The organism is Novosphingobium sp. AAP93 (assembly GCF_001296055.1).
GTDB lineage: Bacteria > Pseudomonadota > Alphaproteobacteria > Sphingomonadales > Sphingomonadaceae > Novosphingobium.
In genome coordinates this window covers 13,764-27,553 of record NZ_LJHZ01000087.1, presented here as the reverse complement: position 1 = coordinate 27,553, position 13,790 = coordinate 13,764, and the positions used below count along the sequence as shown (strand labels likewise).

Below are 13,790 nucleotides of genomic sequence, written 5' to 3'. Positions count from 1 at the left end.
GTTCAGCGCGGCGCCTCGGTGCGCTGGATCAGGTCGGCGACGATGCTTTCCGCCGCGCGGCCTTCGATCTCGGCGGCGGGGCTGAGCAGCATGCGGTGCCGCAGCACGGCGATGGCGAGCGCCTTAACGTCGTCCGGGATCACATAGTCGCGGCCATCGAGCGCGGCGCGGGCGCGGGCGGCTCCTGCCAGCACGACGGCGGCACGCGGGCTGGCCCCGGCGGCGAGATCGGCGCTTTCGCGCGTCGCCCGCACAAGGCGAACGATGTAGTCGACGATGGTCTCGGACATCGTCACCGTGGCAACCGCGGCGACCGCTTCGGCGATGGCATTGCCGCCGGTCACCGCGCTGACGCCGAGCGCCGCCGGACTGGGCGCACCGCGGCCTGAACCATAGCGTGCGACGATCTGAGCTTCCTCCTCGGCGCTGGGGTAATCGACCAGCAGCTTGAACAGGAAGCGATCAAGCTGCGCCTCGGGCAGCGGATAGACGCCCTGGCTTTCGATCGGGTTTTGCGTGGCGACGACCATGAAGCGATCCGAGAGGGCATAGGTCTCGCCATCGAGCGTCACGCGGCGTTCCTGCATGGCTTCGAGCAGCGCCGCCTGCGTCTTGGGCGGGGTGCGGTTGATTTCATCGCCGAGCACCAGTTCGTGGAAGATCGGCCCGCGCGTGAGGGTGAACTGGCTGGTCTGGAAGTTGAACAGGTTGGAGCCGAGGATATCGCCCGGCATCAGGTCCGGCGTGAACTGGATCCGCCCGAAATCGAGGCCGAGCGTGGTTGCGAAGCTCTGCGCGAGGAAGGTCTTGGCGGTGCCCGGCGGACCTTCGAGCAGCACATGGCCGCCCGCGAGCAGCGCGATCAGCAGGTGATCGACCACACTGTCCTGCCCTACCACTGCCTTGGCCACTTCGGCGCGGATGGCACCGGCCATGGCGCGGACATCTTCCAGAGTCATTCGGTCAGGTCCTTTTCAAGGCGTTGGAGCGCGGCGGCGCGCTGCACCACATCGGCAGAGCGGTGCGCGGCGCGGAGGCGGGCGGCGAGTTCGGACCAGCGCGGACCGGTCGCGGTGAGGCGGGCTTGCAGGCGGTCAATAGCGGCGTCGGTCTCTTCCGGCGGACGGCCGCGCGGGAGGCCCAGCGCATGGACCAGCCGTTCCCGCGCGGCATCGGCAAAGGGACCGGCGATCAGGCGCACGCGTCCGGCGCGGCGGATCAGGCCGGCGGTGTTGCGCACCAGCACGGTCTTGCCGAGCGGTATCTCGCGCCCGGCAACGCGTGGCGGTCCGAAGCGGTTGAAGCTGCGCCAGCCGGCGGCGAACAGCGCCATGAAGAAGCACAGCGTGGCAGCAAGGAAGGGCGGCTCGAAGGCGAGCGTAAGCAGGTTGCGGCTGGCGCCCAGACCGTTGAGCGTGAGGTCGAAAGTGACTGCCACAGGGCGACCGCCTGCCGCTGCAAACACGAGGCGGCGGGCCATCAGGCCGGTCTGCTTGTCGGCAAGCCCCCAGTTGTCGAGCAGGTCCGGCTCGAACACGAGGACGACCGGATAGCTCCGGGCGAAGTCGTCGTTGGCGTCCTCCTCGTCCGGATCGGCATCGGCACGGCGCCCCAGCCCTATCCAGTGTTCCAGCGCCGGGTTGCTGCCATCGCCGCTGAGATAACCGGCAAGCGTCCGTCCGCCCTGCGTTTCGACCAGCGCTTGAAGGCCGGGGCCGGTGCCGTACTGGACCGTCTTGTCATCCGGCAGCGGACCGCGCAGGTCGGCAAAGGCACTGGAACCCGTCCAGCCATGCGCCGCGCCAGACACGAAATCGAGGCTGACGTCGTCGTGATAGCCCTTCCAGTCGGGCGGGTTGGTCCCGCTGACCCGGGTCCAGCCGCGCTTCGTCAGCGGGTTGCTGAAATCGGGGAAGGCCACCCACTTGGGAGCGACGATCAGCGTGGGGCCGATCATGCGCCGTGCCGCGACGATCTCGGCAATGTCGCTGCCCTTCGCGTCAGCCGGTGGGGTCAGCACGAGCAGGCCTGGCTGTTTGAGCGCGTCCTTGCTGCGCGCGCGGTGTACCGAGATCCCGTCGGCCTCAAGCATCGCCGCAAGCCCGGCATAGCCGTTGAGCCCGCGCCCCGCAGCGTGGCCACCGCCGTTGTTGGTCGCCCCGCCGCCAGCGCCGATCCAGTAGAGCACGGCAACGAACGCGAGCGCGCCGATCAGTACGATGCCGAGCGTGGTGCCCTTGCCGAACGTCCTGTCGCTCACCGCTTGCCCTCCAGATTCTGGAGCGCGAAGGCGGCATAGGCCTCGCGCGCGCGGTGCCAGTCGTCCGCGGCCAGCGCGCGCAGCGCGTAGAGGCTGCGCTCGACCTCGCGCGCGATCAGCGTGAAAGCCTGCCTTGCGGCGGCGGGTAGGCCGGGGATCAGACTTATTTCGCGGGCGGTGCTGGAAGGGGAAAGCCAATCGGGCTGCGCGGCCGCGATGTGGTGGACACTGCGCTGGAGCAAGAGGTGGACTGCCTCGTCAAACCGCCCCTCTGCGGCAAGCGCATCGGCATCTTCGAGCAGGGCAAGCGCGGCGGCGTGGTCGATCACCGGCGCCGATGGAGCAGGGGCTGCCATCGCGCGGGCGAGACGCCAGCGCTGGAACAGTGTCCAGGCGATCCACGCCGCGCCCGCCACGGCCAGCAGGGCCAGCAGAATCTCGACCGCGCTCCAGCCTGTGCCAAGCCACTTGCCCAGCGGTTCGAACAGGCGCGCCAGAAAGCGGAAGAGGGCCTTCAGCCATTCGGGTGGGTCTGCCTTGGGGGGATTGTAGGGCGGCAGCGGCGTATACTGGATCTCGCGCATCGCGCGCGCCGCTTCCCAGGCCTGTTCGCCTGCACTGGCGCTGTCCGGTCCCGGTGCTCCTGCCACGTGGCAAGTGGTCGCATGCCCTGCCCGCCGGGAGCAAGCGATTATCGCGCCGGTTTGGTGCCCGAGAGGTCAGCCCCGCGCGCGTTCCAGCGGATAGGTGCCGAGGATGCGCAGGTCCTTGGCGAAGAAGGTGAGCTCCTCCAGCGCGCGGTCGACCGCCGGTTCCCCGGGAGCGCCGACGATATCGGCAAAGAAGGCCGTCGCGGCAAAGCTCGCGCCGCGCTGATAGCTCTCCAGCTTGGTCATGTTGACCCCGTTGGTCGCAAAGCCGCCGAGCGCCTTGTAGAGCGCGGCGGGAATGTTGCGCACTTCGAAGATGAAGGTGGTGATCGCGGGGCCGGTGATCGTCCTGAGTTCAAGCGGCTCGCGCGCCAATGTCACGAAGCGCGTCATGTTGTCGTGCGCGTCCTCGACGTTTTCCTCGACGAGGGTGAGGCCATAGAGTTCGGCAGCGATGCGCGGCGCGAGGGCGGCGGCGGCGGGATCACCCAGTTCGGCGACATAGGCGGCAGCGCCAGCGGTATCCGCGTAGGACATCGGCACGATGCCCCGCTCGCGCAGGTAATGGCGTGATTGGCCGAGTGCCTGCGGGTGGCTGTAGGCGCTGGTGAAGGGTCCGGTGCCGAGGCCCATCAGACAGGCATGGATCGCCATGAAGTGCTCGCCGACGATCGACAGGCCGCTTTCGGGCAGCAGGAAGTGGATATCCGCCACGCGGCCGTGCTGCGAGTTTTCGATGGGGATGATTGCCTGCCCCGCGCGGCCATCCTTCACCGCTTCCAGCGCATCCTCGAACGAGAAGCACGGCAGTGGCAGGCAATGCGGCAGCGCTTCGAGCGCGGCGCGGTGCGAATTCGCGCCGGGTGCGCCCTGAAAGGCGACCGCGCGCGCCGGATCGGCGGCAGCGGCCGTGGTCATTTCGGCAACGAGGCGGGCGGCGGGGGCTGGGTAACTGGCCATGGACCGAGGCGCTTAAGCCCCCGGACCAAGACGGGCAAGGCGCTTTCGCAGTGGCAAAGCCAATGCGTCTAAGCGTTTCTAATCGGTCAACCTATTGCAATCACTCTTGCGCGGGCGCGGGGGCGTGACTAGAGCGGCGGCGAAATTTCGCGCGGGCACGCGGGTCCGCGCACACTCCATATGGGGCTCGGAATGGACGATCGTTTCAATACCATTGCCGGTTGGACCTTGTTCGGCGGCATCGTTGCGCTGGGGCTTTCGAGCCTTTCGGGCCACTACTTCCTGGCCGACAAGGAAAACCGTCCGGAAAAGATGGGCTATGCGATCGAGGGCGTCGAGGCTGAAGGCGGCGAAGGCGCCGCGGCGGCTGAACCGATCGGCATGCGCATGGCCAAGGCCGAAGTGGCCAAGGGCGAAGCGATCTTCGCCAAGTGCAAGGCCTGCCACGTGGCCGCGCAGGGCGGTGCGAACGGCATTGGCCCGAACCTGTGGGGCGTGGTCGGTGCAGCCAAGGCCGCGCATCCCGGTTTTGCCTATTCCGATGCGCTCAAGGCCAAGGGCGGCAATTGGGACTTCGCCAGCCTTGATGAATGGCTGACCTCGCCCGCCAAGTTCGCCACCGGAACCAAGATGTCGTTTGCGGGCATCAGCGATCCGATGCAGCGCGCCGATGTGATCCTGTACCTCAACGCCCAGGGCAGCAACCTGCCGCTTCCCGCTGCCGAGGCTGCGGCTGCCGCACCCGCGGCTGATGCCAGCGCACCGGCTGCCGATGCCAGCGCGGAAGCGAGCGAAGCCGCCAAGTAAGCGCGAACGCGCTAAGCATGCATGCCCGGCCGGATGGCAGGGGCTGCAGGTCTGGCGCGGTACTATAACCGGAAAGGGGGGCGAGAGTGATTCGCCCCCCTTTTTTTGCGCGCGCGAGGGGTTCGGGCTGCACCAGGACAGCTGAGAATCATTTCCGTGAGATGCCGCTCGCTAAGTAATTACACCTGTCTTCAAAAGATAAATTCAGAAGGATAGAAATTTCAAGAGTTAAGGTTCTGCAATAAGTAGGTTTCAGTATCTCTGTGACTCTCACCGGCAAGATATCGGAACAAATAATGATCAAATAATTTCCAAATCTTATTTTTTGGACATAAAAGTAAATATAGCTTAATATTTAGGTGAGAATAATCACAACAGGAATTTTGATATATGTCATGAGCTGTTTGTGCGGAAGATGATGAAAGTTTAAAGGTTCGGGCGTCATGGAATCAGTGTCTGCGTATGATGCAGAGCTTTTTCGCTCAATCTGTGAAATAGTTCCGAATTTATCTGTTCGCTATCTTACGTCGCGAGATCATTGTTCAGAATCACGCCTCGAATGGGTAAAAGGCATATTTGAGCAGGTCGAAGTTTATGATCTGATCTCTCAAGATACCTATGCGGTCTCGCTCGCAAGAGGTCGGTATGACGTCTTGATAGTGGGCGTAAACGATGCCGGACGCATCGCGAAATTTGGCAGGTCGAACGGAGTTGCACTTGCGCGCCGGATGACGTTTGCCCTGATGGACCAATCGGATCCAGCACGCCGTGCTCGCGTGTTGGGCGCCGGATTTGATGATGTCTTCGACCTTGTCCGGACCAGTCGAGATGAGGCCATTATCCGGATCGCCGCTGTGTGTCGTCGGTATCGTCTCGCTGCCGCGCAGGAAGATTTATATCGTGCACGATCAGAATTAATAAAAGTTCTAACTAATCACCAAAAGGTTAGTCCTCAGGAAGTTCAAATTCTAATGGTTTTGTACGAGAGGATTGGGAATCCTGTTTCGTATGCAAAGCTGACTTTTGCAGCAAGTAGAGGAAATGATATAATTTCGCGCGATAACCTCAAAGTCCAGATATCTAATCTGCGGAAAAAACTCGAAAGCAGCTTGTCGATCAGATCGATATCAGGATTTGGTTATATGCTTGTTAGAACTAGCATTAATGAACAACAATAATAGGCCATCGCAATGATGAAAATTCTCGGAAGCGTCAGGTGTTTATTATTTGGACACGCACGGATACGGATATCTGGCGCTCAGCAGGCCTCAGGATCGCCCAGAAGAACTGAAAGCATCTGTCGCTATTGCGGCTGTCCGATCCAGCGCGGCCGCAACTGGCGGAAACGCGAGGCATGGATAAGGGTGCGCTACGTCACCTCGAATGATCCAAGCGGAACCTATGCATTGCGCTTGACCCAGGTCGAAAAAGCAATGTTGGCCGAGGGCAGGGCTGATGATGCGCGGCCCGAATCAGTCGACCATGCGGGACACGAGGGCGCGTAGCTCGCGTGCAGTCAGCAAGGGCGAGGTGCGTCGACCGGGTGCTGCCGCGCGGTCCGGGGCAGAGCCCTGTTGGCCCGGAAGGCTGCCGGGCTTGTTGGCAAGCGTATGCTGGGTGTTGAAATTCGGTGTCATGGCAATCCTTGGCGCGGTCATTGCGCCGATTTCGGGAATAGCGACCCTCACGCGGCAGACGCAGTCTGCGCGCTGGTTGTGACGGTCTGATGTCGTAATGGTGGCGCCGGAGCGCGCGGCGTCAGCGCCGCTTGCGCATGGCTCCACCAGCGCCGCCGCCGGCGACTTTCTCGCGGAAGACGATGCGGCCCTTGGACAGGTCGTAAGGCGTCATTTCCACCTTCACGCGGTCCCCCACGATCGAGCGGATGCGGAACTTGCGCATCTTGCCCGCGGTGTAGGCGATGATGCGATGCTCGTTCTCAAGCATCACACCAAAGCGGCCGTCGGGCAGGATCTCGTCGATCTGGCCGTCGAGAGTGATGAGGTCTTCCTTGGCCATGGCTCAGTGCGCCTTGTGGCGGGCGGGAGCTATGGCGGGAAGGCGGATACTGAAGTCGGGCATCGGGCCCCTTTCACAAATGCAGGATACGCGGCTGCAGAAAGTGCAACCGGTGCTGGTGGCGTGAGAGGGGAAAATTCGGCCCGGAACACAGATCCGGTGCGGGAAAATCCGTCGCAGGCGACGTTAGCACAATTGATATGGGTGGAATGTGCCGGGAAGTCAATAACTCCCCGGCATTATTCCTGCCAAGGCGTTCTACAGGCTCGTGATCTTGTACGAACCTTGTCCGCCTGGCACGAGGACATAGGGCAACTTGAGCTTGGCCCGAAGGTTCGAGGCGAGCACCTTGAGATAATTGTACGACATCTCGTCGTTGCCGTTGCTCAGTTCGGTGCGCAGCTTGTAGTGCGACACCGGCTCGCCCAGGCGGGTGGCGAGCAGCGTGAGCAATTGCCGCTCGCGCTTCCCGAGCAGATGCAGGTGCGCAATGCGCTCGAGCGAACTGGCCAGTTCCTGCTCGGCCCGGGCCTGATTCGCTGCGGCGCGGTAGCGTGAAAGGATCGCGGCGCAACGGGCGGCGGCTTCTTCGGGGCTCATCCGCGCGCTGTCGAACACGTCGTCGAAGCCTGCGTTCAGCGCCTTGGCGCGCTTGCTGGCGAGACTGCCATGCATCAGCGCGACCTTCACCTTGCGGGCAAGAATGGGTCGGTTGATGCGCAGGAAGCGCGCCGCGCGCACCGGGTCGTTGCCGCCGATGATCAGGGTTTCGTAGTCCTGCTCGGCAATCGAGAGGAACCGGGTTTCAAGATCGACGAAGGTATGCTGCTCCAGCGTGGGAAATGCGCCGAGCAGCCACGCATCCCGCGCATCGCGGTGCAGATCGTTCATCGAAAGATAGCGGATTTGGCCGGGGATGGCGTGCATAAAGTGCCGATCATCGGAAGGGGAGGCGATAGTGGACAAGAGCGCCTCCAACGGCATGAGCGCGGCAACCGGATTCCCGGTCTGATGCATGGGCCATTCCCCATTCGAGCTATAGGGACTCATATACGTCCATAGTGGATGGATTGTTCCATGGCGCTTTCCGGTCTGTAGGGGTTGGCGGAGCCAATCCGCTGCAGGCAGCGGCTCTCTTGGACGTAAGATAAACATTACAAGGTTGGACTTGCAGCCATATCAGAGGTTAATGCCCAAATATGTCTGTGGCCGCAAAAAATTCTGTTTTTCAGTGCTACCGGACTGCGGAAGTAAAATCTTCGGCGGTTGGCGATGAAGAGTCGCGGTTGCAATCCAATCAAATTGGATATCAAAAAAGCTATAACTTTAATTATAAATCTAGGACGCGAAATCGTCTTCCGCCTTGTGGCGCAGCCGTACGCGCAGGCCGCTATCGTCGATGATCAGCTCGTTGAAGCCAGCGGGAGTCGCGCGCAGGCGCTGCGAGAGGGTGCCGGCGCCGATCATGCGCACCGGGCCATGCTCGGTCGGGTGCTGGATATCGAAGGCATCGTGGACATGGCCGGACAGCACCGCCAGCACGCGGCGCTGGGCCAGTGCCGCGAGCGCGCGGGTGCCACCACGCGTCAGCGCCTTGCCGCGCGTGCCGGTCTCCACCAGCGGGTGATGGCAGGCGACGAGCGCGCGGATTCCGGGCGGAAGCGCATCAATGGCCGCGAGGCATGCGGCAAGGCTGCTCGGTCCGACCCGCCCCTTCGACCAGTTCAGCCGCAACTGCGCGCGCGCCGTGGTCTTGAGCGGCACGATCGCGAAGCCGGGCAAGGCGATGCCGTGGTTCACCGCCCCCTGTAGCCAGCGGTAGCGGCGGTAGGGATCGAGGAAGCGTTCGGCGAGGTTGAAATAAGGCAAGTCATGATTGCCCACCTCGACCGTCACCGGCACGCCGAGTCGCCGGATCCACTCCGCCGCAGCGGCAAACTCGCGGTGCCGCGCGCGCATGGTGAGATCGCCGGTGATGGCGACCGCGTCGGGCCGCTCGCGCGCAACGCAATCCGCCACCCACTCCAGCGCGGCCTTGTCTTCAAGCCCGTAGTGGACATCGCTGATGTGGAACAGGCGGATCATGCGGCGCGCTTTACACCCGTCCGGAGAGGATTAGCCAAGCCGAAATCGCGTTGAGCAGGCTGTAGGCGAGATAGCCCAGCGCCCCCCACGCAATTCCTTCGGAAGCGAGCAGCAGTCCAGCCACGAGCATCAGGAACTCCACGACGAGCGACAGGCGGCTGCTCAGCGCGTGATAGAACCACGGCAACTGATCAAGCAGGGGATGGCCCGACTCCATGATCGCCCGGTGCAGCGCAAAGTTTCCGACGCCGAGCAGGAAGATGATCAGAATCGCCATGCACCATCAAGAATAGGGTTGTGGGCGCCCGCTGTCACGCCGCCCGGCGGCTTGCCTGTCGCTCGTGGAGCCGCATCAGTCGTTGGTCGGGCGGGCTGGCGGTTTGTCGGCAAGATGGGCGGCCCGGTCGAGCCTGCCGCGCAGACCTCACCAGAATCACTTAGCAGAATAGGCATGCGGCGGTGGCGCGGCTCCCCAGATGGACCGGCCAGCCAGCCACCGCTCGACACGAAAATCTGCAACCCGAGCTGAAGGAAACTGCCATGTTCAAGAACGCCCTGATCGCAACTGGCCTCGTCGGCCTGGTGTTTGCTGCCCAGCCTGCTTTGGCTCAGACTGCGGCCAATCCCGACCTCGTCGTGCAGCAGCGGATGGTCCAGTATGCGGACCTCGATCTCTCGACGGCCGATGGCCAGTCGAAACTCGACGCTCGCCTGCGCCACGCCGCTGCGGCGGTCTGCGATGCCAGCTACGGCCCGCACCCGCTCAGCGAAGCGATGGAATCGCGCCGCTGCTATCGCAACGCGGTCCAGTCCGCACAGCGCGCCATGGCCGCTCGGGGCGTGACCAGCGGCGCCGTCAAGGTCGCCGCACGCTGAGCCGAAGGAATACCGAAAGGTGTGACGCAGCCGGCCATCCAGTCCCTGCCGCTGCCGACCTCTAGGGTCGCTGCCCGATCGACACTCCCTGCCCCCGGGACCGATCAGGCGGCGGCCCGCCTTTTCTGGAAGACCTTACTTGGCGGCGCGCAGATGGGCCGCGGTGCTGCCCTTTTCAGCTTCGATATCCGACCACTCGCGCCACATCAGGTCCGCACCCTCGAGCACGCGATCATCGTGCGCGCGGATGGTGATCGGAAGGATCGGCATCCCGTCGCGGCAATCGCACAGCACCGGGTTCGCGGGGACATTCATTTCCCACTTCTCGCCCCACTGGCGCAGCGCCAGCATCGCGGGGAGCAGGTCCATGCCCTTGGGTGTCAGTCGGTACTCGATGCGGCGGCGATCATCGGCGCAGTGCTCGCGCTTGAGGATTCCCGCCTCGACCAACCGCGAAAGGCGGTTTGACAGGATGTTGCGCGCGATGCCAAGGGCGTCGAGGAACTCCTCGAAGTGGCACACGCCGTTGAAGGCGGCCCTCAGGATCATGAACGACCATCGTTCCCCCATCGCTTCCAGAGCGCAGGGTAGGCCGCAAGCGGCGAGATCGGCGAGGGCTTCGCGAAGTTTTCCCATGACGCTTTGTGACATACCTCAATCTGCAGGGCAATGTAAGTTTCTAGTTGCAACTCGAAACCTAATAAAGTAGGTATCGATTCGCAACGGAAATCGCATCCTCTCCACCCGGCGGTCCGGGGCAGTGCCAGACGGCAGCTGACCGGACCGCCAACCCCGCAGTTTCCGGGCACATGTTGTCAGACAAGAACGCAAGGGGAAGTATCATGATCGCCATCCGCAACAGCGCCGTTCGCCAGCTCCTTCCGGCCGTGCTCGCGCTCGTCGGCACCGCCGCGAGCTTCGCGGTCACCGCCACGCCGGTCCGCGCGGCCGATGCCAATTCCTATTATTCGGTGACGCTCGCCGCGCCGGTCGCCAAGCCCGCCAAGCTGATGCTGGGCGATGTGCTGTGGAACTGCGCGGGCGACACCTGCTCGGCCGGGCAGGACACCGCCCGTCCGGTCGTGGTGTGCACCAAGCTCGCCGCCAAGGTCGGCACCATCAGCAAGTTTGCCACGCCGAAGGGTGAGCTCGCGGCCGAAGACATGGCTCGCTGCAACACGCCCAAGGCCTGAGTCAACCCGATCCCACGTCTCTTCAGCGCGCGCCTTCCACCCACACCCTGAAAGCGCGCCCCTGACACGGCTGCGGAACAGTTCCCCTGGACTGCCCGCAGCCGTTTTTTTGTGGCTGACGCGCCTGCGGGCCGCGCCTATGCTGCTGCCGATGCTGCGTTTCCTGTCCGCCGCCGCGCTGATCCTTGCGCTGGTTACGTCCCCGCTCGCGGCCGCACCGCAGGCGCCTGCCGCGCCCGATGCCGCGCTGAAGGCAGACCTGCACTGCGCCGCCGCCTTCGCCATTGCCGCTTCCGAGCAGGCGCGCGGAAGTGCCGCCGCGTTGGCCCTCCCGCCGATGGCCGTGCGCGGCAAGCGCTTCTTTGCCGATGTCGGCGCGCGTGCGGTCGAGCAGGGCGGGATGACGCAGACCGCGGTGCGCGATCTCCTCGTCGCCGAAGTGGCGGACATGCAGCGCCGCGCGGCGGCAGACCCGGACAAGGAGCTGGCTGCCGAAGTGAAGCCCTGCCTTGCCCGACTCTACGCCGCCGTGCCGCCGCTGCAGACGCCGGACCTTGCGCAATGCGCGGCGATCCTGACGCTGGCGTGGGAGGAGGAGCGCGCCAAGGGGCCGGACAGCGCCGCCGCTCGCGATTTGCAGACCCTCGCCCAAGTGCTCACCACACGCGCCCGCGATGCCCGGATTGCGGCGGGCAAGACCGGGGATCAGGCCGATGCGGCGGTCGAGGCCGCCCGCGATGCCATGCGCGCGGAAGCCGCAAGCCGCCCCGATGGCGTTAACAACTACGACATCGCGCATTGCTACGATCTCGCCGCGCCGGACGCGAAATCGCACTACTAAAGCGCTGCGATTGCGGTAGGTTGCGCGGCGCGAAATGGCTTTGGGAGGGCTGGGCGTGGAAGCGGTGCTGATCCTGATCGTGGGGCTCGCGGTCATTTATCTGGCGACGGGGATCCGCGTCGTCCGGCAGGGCCATGTCTATACGATCGAGCGGCTGGGGCGATATGCGCTTGCTGCACAGCCGGGCCTGCATTTCATCGTGCCGTTCATCGACCGCGTCGGGCACAAGGTCAACATGATGGAGCAGGTGCTCGATATTCCGGGCCAGGAGATCATCACGCGCGACAACGCGATGGTCGGCGTCGATGCGGTGGTGTTCTTCCAGGTGCTCGACGCGGGCAAGGCGGCCTACGAGGTCTCCAATCTCTATGTCGCGATCATGCAGCTGACGACGACGAACCTGCGCACGGTGATGGGCTCGATGGACCTCGACGAGACGCTGTCGAAGCGCGACGAGATCAACGCGCGTCTGCTCTCGGTGGTCGATCACGCGACCTCGCCGTGGGGCGTCAAGATCACGCGCGTCGAGATCAAGGATATCCGCCCGCCGGCCGATATCTCAAACGCCATGGCCCGCCAGATGAAGGCCGAGCGCGAGAAGCGCGCGCAGATTCTTGAGGCCGAAGGCTCGCGCGCCTCGGAAATCCTGCGCGCCGAGGGCGAGAAGCAGGCGCAGATCCTCGAAGCCGAAGGCCGCCGCGAGGCCGCGTTCCGCGATGCCGAGGCGCGCGAACGTGCGGCGGAGGCGGAAGCGCGGGCGACGACGGTCGTCTCGGAAGCCATCGCCGCTTCGGGCACGCAGGCGCTCAACTACTTCGTCGCGCAGAAATACGTCGAGGCAGTGAAGGAGTTCGCCACCTCGCCCAACGCCAAGACCATCCTCTTCCCGATCGAGGCGACGCAGCTGGTCGGCGCGCTGGGAGGGATCGGCGATCTGATCAGCGACGCCGTGGGCAAGCCCGGCGGACCGCCGCCGCCGCCCGCTGGCCCCCGCGTCCCGCGTGTGGTGCCGACACCGCCTCCGCCCCCGCCGGCGCAGGGCTGAGGCCATGGCCGAAGTGATGCAGCTTTTCGGGCTCCATTGGGGCTGGATGGCGCTGGGCGTGGCGCTCGCCATCGCCGAGATCGTCGCGCCGGGCTATTTCCTGATCTGGCTCGCCGCCGCCGCATTGCTGACGGGGCTGGTCGCAGCCACCGTAGCAATCGGGCTCGAGGCCGAGATCATGTTGTTCGTCGTACTCTGCGCGCTCGCGCTGGCGGCGGCGCGGCGCTGGGTGCAGCGCCATCCGGTTCAAAGTGCCGATCCGATGCTCAATGATCGCGGTGGCCAGATCGTCGGCCAGAGCGTGGTCGTGACTCATGTGATCGAAGGCGGCAGCGGGCGGGTGCGGCACGGCGACACCGAATGGCTCGCGCGTGGGCCCGATGCGCAGCCGGGCACGCGGATGCGCGTGACGGGCGCCGATGGCACGGTGCTGCTCGTCGAACATCTGCACTGAGGCCCGCTTGCGCGGCGCATGAGGCTTTCCCATATTCGCGGCTGCGGCCGAAACCGATCCAGAGGATATCCCCATGCCCGACAAGATGAACCTGACCGATGCCGAATGGCGCGCGCGGCTCTCGCCCGAGCAATACCAGGTCCTGCGCCAGGGCGGCACCGAGCGGGCGTTCACCGGCAAGTACGAGAGGAACAAGCTGACCGGGCAGTACCACTGCGCCGGCTGCGGCGCGCCGCTGTTCGAAAGCGCGACCAAGTATGACAGCGGCTCCGGCTGGCCGAGCTTCACCGCGCCGGTCGAGCCGGACGCAGTCGACGAGCACCGTGATACCAGCCACGGCATGATCCGCACCGAAGTGCGCTGCGCGCGCTGCGATGGGCACCTCGGCCACGTCTTCCCCGATGGCCCCGGGCCGACCGGCCTGCGCTATTGCATGAACAGCGCCGCGCTCGAGTTCACGCCGGAAGACTGAGGACAAAGCCGGCCTGAGGTTTGTCCCCGATGCATTCGTATCGCGCGGGTTAACCCTGTGTTCGGAATCGCCTATGCATCAGGCGCCGCGAGGAGGCGCGCCCGGCAGGGGAACCGCGCGCGCCGCAT

Annotated in this window: 17 protein-coding genes; 8 read left to right on the top strand and 9 right to left on the bottom strand. The window is 64.6% G+C overall.

Going from position 1 to position 13,790, the window contains the following annotated elements:
- Window positions 1-2: 2 nt before the first annotated feature.
- The 4 genes from IP83_RS13550 to IP83_RS13535 form a co-directional block, all read right to left on the bottom strand.
- Window positions 3-959 (bottom strand): MoxR family ATPase, encoded by a 957-nt coding sequence (locus IP83_RS13550; protein ID WP_054122757.1) that lies wholly within the window; start codon window positions 957-959, stop codon window positions 3-5.
- Window positions 956-2,260, bottom strand: coding sequence for a hypothetical protein (locus tag IP83_RS13545; RefSeq protein WP_054122756.1), 1,305 nt, complete (start codon window positions 2,258-2,260; stop codon window positions 956-958). Before IP83_RS13545 ends, IP83_RS13550 begins: the two co-directional genes overlap by 4 nt.
- Window positions 2,257-2,910: a hypothetical protein gene (locus tag IP83_RS13540; protein WP_231625049.1), complete on the bottom strand. Its 654-nt coding sequence runs from the start codon at window positions 2,908-2,910 to the stop codon at window positions 2,257-2,259. The genes IP83_RS13545 and IP83_RS13540 overlap by 4 nt, the downstream gene beginning before the upstream one ends.
- Before the next feature lie 69 nt (window positions 2,911-2,979).
- Window positions 2,980-3,870 carry a prephenate dehydratase gene (locus IP83_RS13535; RefSeq protein WP_054122755.1) on the bottom strand — a complete coding sequence of 297 codons (891 nt, stop codon included), beginning with the start codon at window positions 3,868-3,870 and terminating at the stop codon, window positions 2,980-2,982.
- A gap of 192 nt (window positions 3,871-4,062) precedes the next feature.
- On the opposite strand from IP83_RS13535, the gene IP83_RS13530 reads away from it, so the two are divergent.
- Window positions 4,063-4,677: a cytochrome c family protein gene (locus tag IP83_RS13530; protein WP_054122789.1), complete on the top strand. Its 615-nt coding sequence runs from the start codon at window positions 4,063-4,065 to the stop codon at window positions 4,675-4,677.
- Between the two features lie 443 nt (window positions 4,678-5,120).
- Complete coding sequence (locus IP83_RS19630) at window positions 5,121-5,855, top strand: winged helix-turn-helix domain-containing protein (RefSeq protein ID WP_082364696.1); 735 nt, start codon at window positions 5,121-5,123, stop codon at window positions 5,853-5,855.
- Between the two features lie 580 nt (window positions 5,856-6,435).
- Here IP83_RS19630 and infA read toward each other — a convergent pair.
- The 4 genes from infA to IP83_RS13510 form a co-directional block, all read right to left on the bottom strand.
- Window positions 6,436-6,696 (bottom strand): translation initiation factor IF-1, encoded by a 261-nt coding sequence (gene infA, locus IP83_RS13525; RefSeq protein ID WP_054122754.1) that lies wholly within the window; start codon window positions 6,694-6,696, stop codon window positions 6,436-6,438.
- Between the two features lie 258 nt (window positions 6,697-6,954).
- Window positions 6,955-7,587, bottom strand: a complete 633-nt coding sequence (locus IP83_RS13520) for a winged helix-turn-helix domain-containing protein (RefSeq protein WP_197274371.1) — start codon at window positions 7,585-7,587, stop codon at window positions 6,955-6,957.
- A 447-nt stretch (window positions 7,588-8,034) separates the two neighbouring features.
- Window positions 8,035-8,781 (bottom strand): metallophosphoesterase, encoded by a 747-nt coding sequence (locus IP83_RS13515; RefSeq protein ID WP_082364694.1) that lies wholly within the window; start codon window positions 8,779-8,781, stop codon window positions 8,035-8,037.
- Window positions 8,782-8,791: 10 nt separating this feature from the next.
- Window positions 8,792-9,058, bottom strand: a complete 267-nt coding sequence (locus IP83_RS13510; RefSeq protein WP_054122752.1) for a hypothetical protein — start codon at window positions 9,056-9,058, stop codon at window positions 8,792-8,794.
- A 263-nt stretch (window positions 9,059-9,321) separates the two neighbouring features.
- Here IP83_RS13510 and IP83_RS13505 point away from each other — a divergent pair, with 263 nt between their 5' ends.
- On the top strand, window positions 9,322-9,657 hold the full coding sequence (locus tag IP83_RS13505) for a UrcA family protein (protein ID WP_054122751.1): 336 nt from the start codon (window positions 9,322-9,324) through the stop codon (window positions 9,655-9,657).
- A gap of 135 nt (window positions 9,658-9,792) precedes the next feature.
- Here the strand turns inward: IP83_RS13505 and IP83_RS13500 are convergent, their stop codons facing one another.
- Window positions 9,793-10,293 (bottom strand): helix-turn-helix domain-containing protein, encoded by a 501-nt coding sequence (locus tag IP83_RS13500; protein WP_054122750.1) that lies wholly within the window; start codon window positions 10,291-10,293, stop codon window positions 9,793-9,795.
- 206 nt (window positions 10,294-10,499) lie between these two features.
- On the opposite strand from IP83_RS13500, the gene IP83_RS13495 reads away from it, so the two are divergent.
- The 5 genes from IP83_RS13495 (at window position 10,500) to msrB (ending at window position 13,662) form a co-directional block, all read left to right on the top strand.
- On the top strand, window positions 10,500-10,850 hold the full coding sequence (locus tag IP83_RS13495; RefSeq protein ID WP_054122749.1) for a hypothetical protein: 351 nt from the start codon (window positions 10,500-10,502) through the stop codon (window positions 10,848-10,850).
- 151 nt (window positions 10,851-11,001) lie between these two features.
- Window positions 11,002-11,691 carry a hypothetical protein gene (locus IP83_RS13490; protein ID WP_231625048.1) on the top strand — a complete coding sequence of 230 codons (690 nt, stop codon included), beginning with the start codon at window positions 11,002-11,004 and terminating at the stop codon, window positions 11,689-11,691.
- Window positions 11,692-11,725: 34 nt separating this feature from the next.
- Window positions 11,726-12,736 (top strand): SPFH domain-containing protein, encoded by a 1,011-nt coding sequence (locus IP83_RS13485; protein ID WP_054122747.1) that lies wholly within the window; start codon window positions 11,726-11,728, stop codon window positions 12,734-12,736.
- 4 nt (window positions 12,737-12,740) lie between these two features.
- On the top strand, window positions 12,741-13,190 hold the full coding sequence (locus IP83_RS13480; RefSeq protein WP_054122746.1) for an NfeD family protein: 450 nt from the start codon (window positions 12,741-12,743) through the stop codon (window positions 13,188-13,190).
- A 73-nt stretch (window positions 13,191-13,263) separates the two neighbouring features.
- Window positions 13,264-13,662 (top strand): peptide-methionine (R)-S-oxide reductase MsrB, encoded by a 399-nt coding sequence (gene msrB, locus IP83_RS13475; RefSeq protein ID WP_054122745.1) that lies wholly within the window; start codon window positions 13,264-13,266, stop codon window positions 13,660-13,662.
- Window positions 13,663-13,790 lie beyond the last annotated feature (128 nt).

Excerpts from the sequence above, each read along its gene's own strand:
- IP83_RS13530 (WP_054122789.1), top strand. The coding sequence starts at position 4,063 with ATGGACGATCGTTTCAATACCATTGCCGGTTGGACCTTGTTCGGCGGC.
- IP83_RS13480 (WP_054122746.1), top strand. The coding sequence starts at position 12,741 with ATGGCCGAAGTGATGCAGCTTTTCGGGCTCCATTGGGGCTGGATGGCG.
- IP83_RS13485 (WP_054122747.1), top strand. The coding sequence starts at position 11,726 with ATGGCTTTGGGAGGGCTGGGCGTGGAAGCGGTGCTGATCCTGATCGTG.
- IP83_RS13500 (WP_054122750.1), bottom strand. The coding sequence starts at position 10,293 with ATGGGAAAACTTCGCGAAGCCCTCGCCGATCTCGCCGCTTGCGGCCTA.
- IP83_RS19630 (WP_082364696.1), top strand. The coding sequence starts at position 5,121 with ATGGAATCAGTGTCTGCGTATGATGCAGAGCTTTTTCGCTCAATCTGT.
- IP83_RS13520 (WP_197274371.1), bottom strand. The coding sequence starts at position 7,587 with ATGAACGATCTGCACCGCGATGCGCGGGATGCGTGGCTGCTCGGCGCA.
- msrB (WP_054122745.1), top strand. The coding sequence starts at position 13,264 with ATGCCCGACAAGATGAACCTGACCGATGCCGAATGGCGCGCGCGGCTC.
- infA (WP_054122754.1), bottom strand. The coding sequence starts at position 6,696 with ATGGCCAAGGAAGACCTCATCACTCTCGACGGCCAGATCGACGAGATC.
- IP83_RS13490 (WP_231625048.1), top strand. The coding sequence starts at position 11,002 with ATGCTGCGTTTCCTGTCCGCCGCCGCGCTGATCCTTGCGCTGGTTACG.
- IP83_RS13510 (WP_054122752.1), bottom strand. The coding sequence starts at position 9,058 with ATGGCGATTCTGATCATCTTCCTGCTCGGCGTCGGAAACTTTGCGCTG.
- IP83_RS13495 (WP_054122749.1), top strand. The coding sequence starts at position 10,500 with ATGATCGCCATCCGCAACAGCGCCGTTCGCCAGCTCCTTCCGGCCGTG.
- IP83_RS13515 (WP_082364694.1), bottom strand. The coding sequence starts at position 8,781 with ATGATCCGCCTGTTCCACATCAGCGATGTCCACTACGGGCTTGAAGAC.
- IP83_RS13535 (WP_054122755.1), bottom strand. The coding sequence starts at position 3,870 with ATGGCCAGTTACCCAGCCCCCGCCGCCCGCCTCGTTGCCGAAATGACC.
- IP83_RS13505 (WP_054122751.1), top strand. The coding sequence starts at position 9,322 with ATGTTCAAGAACGCCCTGATCGCAACTGGCCTCGTCGGCCTGGTGTTT.
- IP83_RS13550 (WP_054122757.1), bottom strand. The coding sequence starts at position 959 with ATGACTCTGGAAGATGTCCGCGCCATGGCCGGTGCCATCCGCGCCGAA.